This window comes from Pseudomonas sp. 57B-090624, assembly GCF_003234055.1.
Classification (GTDB): domain Bacteria; phylum Pseudomonadota; class Gammaproteobacteria; order Pseudomonadales; family Pseudomonadaceae; genus Metapseudomonas; species Metapseudomonas tohonis.
In genome coordinates, this window is the sequence record NZ_QKRU01000144.1 from 1 (window position 1) to 5,885 (window position 5,885).

General features: G+C 69.2%; 5 protein-coding genes. 2 read left to right on the plus strand and 3 right to left on the minus strand.

Translation table 11 applies throughout. From position 1 onward, the window contains the following. Positions 1-46 precede the first annotated feature (46 nt). Both DMX10_RS31690 and DMX10_RS31695 read left to right on the plus strand, forming a co-directional pair. Positions 47-1,231 carry an acyl-CoA dehydrogenase family protein gene (locus DMX10_RS31690; protein WP_111264812.1) on the plus strand — a complete coding sequence of 395 codons (1,185 nt, stop codon included), beginning with the start codon at positions 47-49 and terminating at the stop codon, positions 1,229-1,231. Beyond that, entirely contained in the window at positions 1,228-2,352 is a 1,125-nt protein-coding gene (locus tag DMX10_RS31695) for a sigma-54-dependent Fis family transcriptional regulator (protein WP_111264813.1), read from the plus strand. Before DMX10_RS31690 ends, DMX10_RS31695 begins: the two co-directional genes overlap by 4 nt. Before the next feature lie 392 nt (positions 2,353-2,744). Here DMX10_RS31695 and DMX10_RS31700 read toward each other — a convergent pair whose 3' ends face one another. From DMX10_RS31700 to DMX10_RS31710, 3 genes are all read right to left on the minus strand, one after another. Further along, a complete protein-coding gene (locus tag DMX10_RS31700) occupies positions 2,745-3,458 on the minus strand; it encodes an ABC transporter ATP-binding protein (RefSeq protein ID WP_178083036.1) in 714 nt (237 codons plus the stop codon). Positions 3,459-3,460: 2 nt separating this feature from the next. Continuing rightward, positions 3,461-4,300: an ABC transporter permease gene (locus DMX10_RS31705; RefSeq protein ID WP_111264814.1), complete on the minus strand. Its 840-nt coding sequence runs from the start codon at positions 4,298-4,300 to the stop codon at positions 3,461-3,463. A 79-nt stretch (positions 4,301-4,379) separates the two neighbouring features. After that, positions 4,380-5,390 carry an aliphatic sulfonate ABC transporter substrate-binding protein gene (locus DMX10_RS31710; protein ID WP_111264815.1) on the minus strand — a complete coding sequence of 337 codons (1,011 nt, stop codon included), beginning with the start codon at positions 5,388-5,390 and terminating at the stop codon, positions 4,380-4,382. Between the last annotated feature and the right edge of the window lie 495 nt (positions 5,391-5,885).

The following is a 5,885-nucleotide window of genomic DNA, read 5'->3' on the forward strand; positions in this document are numbered from 1 at the left end:
GCGGAGGGGCGCACCCGACAAGCCCCCACCCGAAGAGGACCCGAGCGTGAATGCCCCTCAGCATCTCGCCACCCCCACGCCGCTGCAGATCGCCCGCGAGCTGGCCACAGGCTTCGCTCTCAGCGCCGCCGAACGCGACGCCCAGGGCGGCACCCCCAAGGCCGAGCGCGACGCCATCCGCCAGAGCGGCCTGCTGTCGCTGGTGATCCCCGGCGAATACGGCGGCCTCGGCGCCGACTGGCAGACCACCCTCGCCGTGGTCCGCGAGTTCGCCCGCGTCGACAGCTCCATCGCCCACGTCTTCGCCTTCCAGCACCTGATGCTGGCCACCGTGCGCCTGTTCTCGCGCCCCGAGCAGTGGCAGCCCTGGTTCGAACTCACCGCGCGCAACCGCTGGTTCTGGGGCAATGCCCTCAACCCGCTGGACACCCGCACCACGGTGCGGCGCTTCAACGGCTACCGCGAGTTCTCCGGCAAGAAGAGCTTCTGCTCCGGCGCCCTGGATTCGCAGATGCTGATCGCCTCCGGCCTCGACGAAGAGAGCGGCAAGCTGCTGATCGCCGCCATCCCCACCGCCCGCAGCGGCATCAGCCTGGCCGAGGACTGGGACAACATGGGCCAGCGCCAGACCGACAGCGGCAGCGCCACCTTCGAACGGGTGCGGGTGGAGGAGAACGAACTGCTGCTGGAGCCCGGCCCGCTGAGCACGCCCTTCGCCTGCCTGCGCCCGCTGATCGCCCAGCTGATCTTCAGCAACATCTTCCTCGGCATCGCCGAAGGCGCCTTCGAGGAAGCCCGCGCCTACACCCTGCGCGAAGCCCGCCCCTGGTTCCGCTCCGGTGTCGAGAGCGCAGGCGAGGACCCCTACGTGCTGGCCCGCTACGGCGACTTCTGGGTCGGCCTGGAAAGCGCCCGCGCGCTGATCCAGCGCGCCAACCAGCTGCTGGACGCCGCCTGGAACCAGGGCACCGCCCTGGGCGAGGCGCAGCGCGGCGAACTGGCCCTGGCCATCGCCACCGCCAAGGTCGCCACCACGCGCAACGGCCTGGACCTGTGCAACCGCATGTTCGAGGTCACCGGCGCCCGCTCCACCCACGCCGCCCTGCGCCTGGACCGCTACTGGCGCAACCTGCGCACCCAGACCCTGCACGACCCGGTGGACTACAAGGTCCGCGAGCTGGGCGACTGGGCCCTGAACCAGAACCTGCCACAGCCGACCTTCTACTCATGAAAGCACCCCGTCCGAACGGCTCCGGCCTGCTCACCCTGCCCCCTTCCCCGGCCCTGGCCACCTCGGTGCGTGCCACCGCCCAGGTGTTCGAGGACCCGAAATCCCAGGCCCTGCTCGAACACCTGCAGCAGGTGGCGCCGAGCGAGGCCAGCGTGCTGGTGATCGGCGAGACCGGCACCGGCAAGGAACTGGTGGCCCGCCACATCCACAACCTCAGCGCGCGCCGCGACGGCCCCTTCGTGGCGGTCAACTGCGGGGCCTTTTCCGAGTCGCTGGTGGAGGCCGAGCTGTTCGGCCACGAGAAAGGTGCCTTCACCGGCGCCCTGGCGGCCAAGGCCGGCTGGTTCGAAGCGGCCAACGGCGGAACATTGTTCCTCGACGAGATCGGCGACCTGCCCATGCCCATCCAGGTGAAACTGCTGCGGGTGCTGCAGGAGCGCGAAGTGGTGCGCCTGGGCTCGCGTACGCCGATCCCCATCGATGTGCGCGTGCTCGCCGCCACCAACGTGCAGCTGGAGAAGGCGATCAACGCCGGGCACTTCCGCGAAGACCTCTACTACCGCCTCAACGTCGTCAGCCTGGAGCTCTCGCCGCTGCGCGAGCGCCCCGGCGACATCCTGCCGCTCACCCGCCACTTCATCGGCGAATACAGCCGCCGCCTGGGCTACGGTCAGAGCGAGCTCAGCCCCGAGGCCGAGCACAAGCTGCGCACCTACTCCTGGCCCGGCAACATCCGCGAGCTGGAGAACGTCATCCACCACACCCTGCTGATCTGCCGCGACGGCGTGATCCAGGCCGACGACCTGCACCTCTCCAACCTGCGCATCGACCGCCCGGAAGAACCCCGCGGCCACGACGGCTCGGCCGAGGCGCAGATGCTCCACGCCTTCCAGCGCCTGTTCGAGGAACAGGGCGGCGACCTGCACCAGAAGGTCGAGGACGCCCTGCTGCGCGCCGCCTACCGCCACTGCCACTGCAACCAGGTGCACACCGCCAACCTGCTCGGCCTCAGCCGCAACGTCACCCGCAGCCGCCTGATCGCCATCGGCGAACTGGTGGTCAACCGCCGCGGCAACGACGCCCGCATCGATGGCGAGCGGGTGGTGCAGTTGACGGTTTGACGGGCAAGTGAGCATGACCACCGCGTAGGGTGGATGACGCTTCACCCATCCACCCTTACGGAGCCCGTTTCCACAGAGTGGTCGCCCGCCTGCTCTCGACCTAAGGCCGGTGAAACCCGCGATGGAAATCCCATGCCCGCCGGTGAGCCCGTTTGGTGGATGGAAAGAGCGTCATCCACCCGCCCTCAGATCACATGTGCCAGCGTATGGACGTGACCGCTGCGTAGGGTGGATGGCGCTTCACCCATCCACCATTACGGAGCCCGTTTCCACACAGTGGTCGCCCGCCTGCTCTCGACGTAGGGCCGGTGAAACCCGCGATGGAAATCCCATGCCCGCCGGTGAGCCCGTCTGGTGGATGAAAAGAGCGTCATCCACCCTACATCCGCCCCTCAGATCACATGCGCCAGATGCAGCTCGGTCAGCGCCTCGGCCTTGAGCCGCGCCAGCTCCGGATCGCGCCGGTCGCGGGGGCGCGGCAGGGGTACGGCCAGCTCCTGGCGCACGTTGCCCGGGCGGGCGCCCATCACCAGCACGCGGTCGCCCAGGTACAGGGCCTCGTCGATGTCGTGGGTCACCAGCAGCAGGGCGATGGCATGGCGCTCGGCCAGTTGCAGCAAGAGGTCCTGCAGCTTCATGCGGGTGAAGGCGTCCACGGCGCTGAAGGGTTCGTCCAGCAGCAGCACGCGGGGTTGCGAATAGAGCCCGCGGGCGATGGCCACGCGTTGCGCCATGCCGCCGGAAAGCTGCTTGGGCAACGCGTCGGCGAAGCCCTCCAGGCCCACCTCGCGGATCAGCCGCGCCACGCGCTCGCGGTCATAGCCGCTGTCGTCGGCGAAGCCGATGTTCTGCGCCACGGTCAGCCAGGGCATCAGCCTCGGCTCCTGGAACACGAAGGCCACCTCACCCTCGCCACGCAGGGTGCGGCCGAGGTAGTCGCGCTCCAGCCCGGCGACGATGCGCAGCAGGGTGCTCTTGCCGCAGCCGCTGGGGCCGAGCAGGCTCACCACCTCGCGCTCACGCAGCGTCAGGTGCACGTTCTGCAGCACGGTATGGCCGGCGAACTGCTTGCGCTCGACCTGGATATCCAGCAATGCCTCACCCATGTTCACCCCTCCCCGCCCTGGCCGGCGAAGGCGTCGCGCCAGGCCAGCAGCCGTGTTTCCAGCGCGGCCAGCAGGCCGTCGCTGAGCTTGCCCAGCAGCGCCAGGACGATGATCGAAGCCAGCACCAGGTCAGGCCGCGAGGTTTCACGACCGTCGGTGAGCAGGTAGCCCAGGCCCTTGGTGGCGGCGATCAGTTCGGCGGCGACGAGGAACATCCACGCCAGGCTGAGACCGCTGCGCAGGCCGGTGAACAGCCCCGGCAGCGCTGCCGGCAGGAGGATGCGTCGCGCCAGGCGCGACGGGCCGAAGCCGTACATCTGTCCCACCTCCACCAGCTTGCGGTCGATATTGCGGATCGCCGCCACGCCGTTGAGGTAGACCGGGAAGAAGGCGCCGATGGCGATCAGCACCACCTTGGATGTTTCGTCGATGCCCAGCCAGAGCAGCAGCAAGGGCACCCAGGCCAGGCTGGGAATGGCGCGCAGGGCGGCGAAGGTGGGTTCGAGGTAGGCCTCGGCCTCGCGGCTCAGGCCGACCCAGGCGGCGACGCCCAGGGCCAGCACCGCGCCGATGGCGAAGCCCGCCGCCACCCGCGCCAGGCTGACGCCGATATGGGTCCAGAGGGCGCCGCCGGCGAGGTCGCGCAGGGTGAGGACGATCTCGCTGGGCGCGGGCATCTGGTAGGACGGCACCCAGCCGATGCGCACCAGCACTTCCAGCAGGGCGAGGGCCAGCAGCGGGATCGCCAGGCCCTTGAGGCGGCGCCGCAAGGCAACGCCGGAGAAGGTCGGTTTCCAGGTGCCGACGGGGCTCGCCGGCAGGGTCTTGCTCTTGCTGTTCATGTTTCTGCTCCCGGCGCCGGGGTGGTCCCGCAGGCGCCCATGCCGGGGCCGCGCGGACGCGCCCCGGCGGACGTGCGGATCACTGCCTGGCGATGGCCTGTGCGCTGAAGGCCGGGTCGATCAGCTGGTCCACCACCTGCTCGACCTGCACGCCACGGCGCACCAGTTCCTCGGTCACCAGGATCGGCGCGGCGGCCTTGAGCGCGGCGATGTGCTCCGGGCCCGGCTGGGCATTGGAGAAATCGGTGCGCGACAGTTGCAGGCGCGCCACCTCCAGCGGCAGGCCGGATTCCCTGGCCAGCAGCTGGGCCAGCTCCTCGGGGTTCTCGCGGGCCCATTTGCGCGCCTTCTCGTAGGCACCGAGCACGGTGGCGATGGCCTGCGGGTGCTCCTTGGCGAAGCGCTCGGTGACGTTGAGCACGCCGTAGCTGTTGAAGGCGACGTTGCGGTAGAGGATGCGCGAGCCGGCCTGGACCTGGCTCGCGGCCAGGTGCGGGTCGAGGCCCGCCCAGGCGTCGACGTCGCCCTTCTCCAGGGCCACGCGGCCGTCCGGGTGCTGCAGGTGCACCAGCTCGACGTCGTCCTTGCTCAGACCGGCCTGCTCCAGGCTGCGCAGGGTGAACAGGTAGGGGTCGGTGCCCTTGGTGGCGGCGATCTTCTTGCCCTTGAGGTCGGCGACGCTCTGGATGGGCGAGTCCTTGCGCACGGCCAGCGCGGTCCATTCCGGGCGGCTGGCGATATACACCGTCTTGATCGGGCTGCCGTTGGCGCGGCTGAGCACGGCGGCGAGGCCGGCGGTGGAGGCGAAGTCGATGCTGCCGCCGTTGAGGTATTCCAGCGAGCGGTTGCTGCCCTGGCTCAGCACCCAGCTGACTTTCGTGCCGGCCCCCACTTCCTGCTCCAGCCAGCCGAAGTGCTTGAGCACCAGGCTGGTGGGCGAGTAGTAGGCGTAGTCGAGGCGCAGCTCCTTGGGCAACGCTTCGGCCTGCGCGGCGGACGTGCCGAAGACGAGGGCCGCCGAGGCGCCGAGCAGGCCGAACAAGCGGGCCAGTTTGCCGGGCGTGCGGGCCCGCGAGGTGAAGGTGTGCATGGTGTCGCTCCTTGCCGCTGGATGGGTGGCTGGGCGCGCCCTGCTTATTCTTTCGAGTAAGGTCCGGCTGCGCTTTCGCTTTCTGCAAGGAATATTGCATCACTCGTGCCAGCGGGCCCGCAGCCCGCTCCACAGGGCTTCGCGCCCTCCTCCCCGCCATTCAACTGTCGCTGCAGCGACAGCCTGCTGATCGCCTGTTCGCCCAGCAACAGTTGCCTGTTTCGCTTATGCACCCTGGTTATCAGGGCATCGCCATTCATTCCTTTATCCAGGGGTCAGGGCCGTGTTTAGCTGACCCGGCAGCAACAGCGACGGCCGCAGAGCGAAAAATCACGTCCAGGCGACGATTGCCCGTTCCTCCACAGGCCCCGCAACTGGTACAACAAGGGCGCGGCCTCGCCAGTGCCGCGCACCACCGAGAGATACGCGTCATCCATGTCAGGCCAGCACGATATTCACCCGCCCTACCCGCCCCAGCTGGATCAGCCGGTGCGG

Coding starts and splice junctions, on each gene's coding strand:
- DMX10_RS31695 (WP_111264813.1), top strand. CDS start 1,228: ATGAAAGCACCCCGTCCGAACGGCTCCGGCCTGCTCACCCTGCCCCCT.
- DMX10_RS31700 (WP_178083036.1), bottom strand. CDS start 3,458: ATGGGTGAGGCATTGCTGGATATCCAGGTCGAGCGCAAGCAGTTCGCC.
- DMX10_RS31705 (WP_111264814.1), bottom strand. CDS start 4,300: ATGAACAGCAAGAGCAAGACCCTGCCGGCGAGCCCCGTCGGCACCTGG.
- DMX10_RS31710 (WP_111264815.1), bottom strand. CDS start 5,390: ATGCACACCTTCACCTCGCGGGCCCGCACGCCCGGCAAACTGGCCCGC.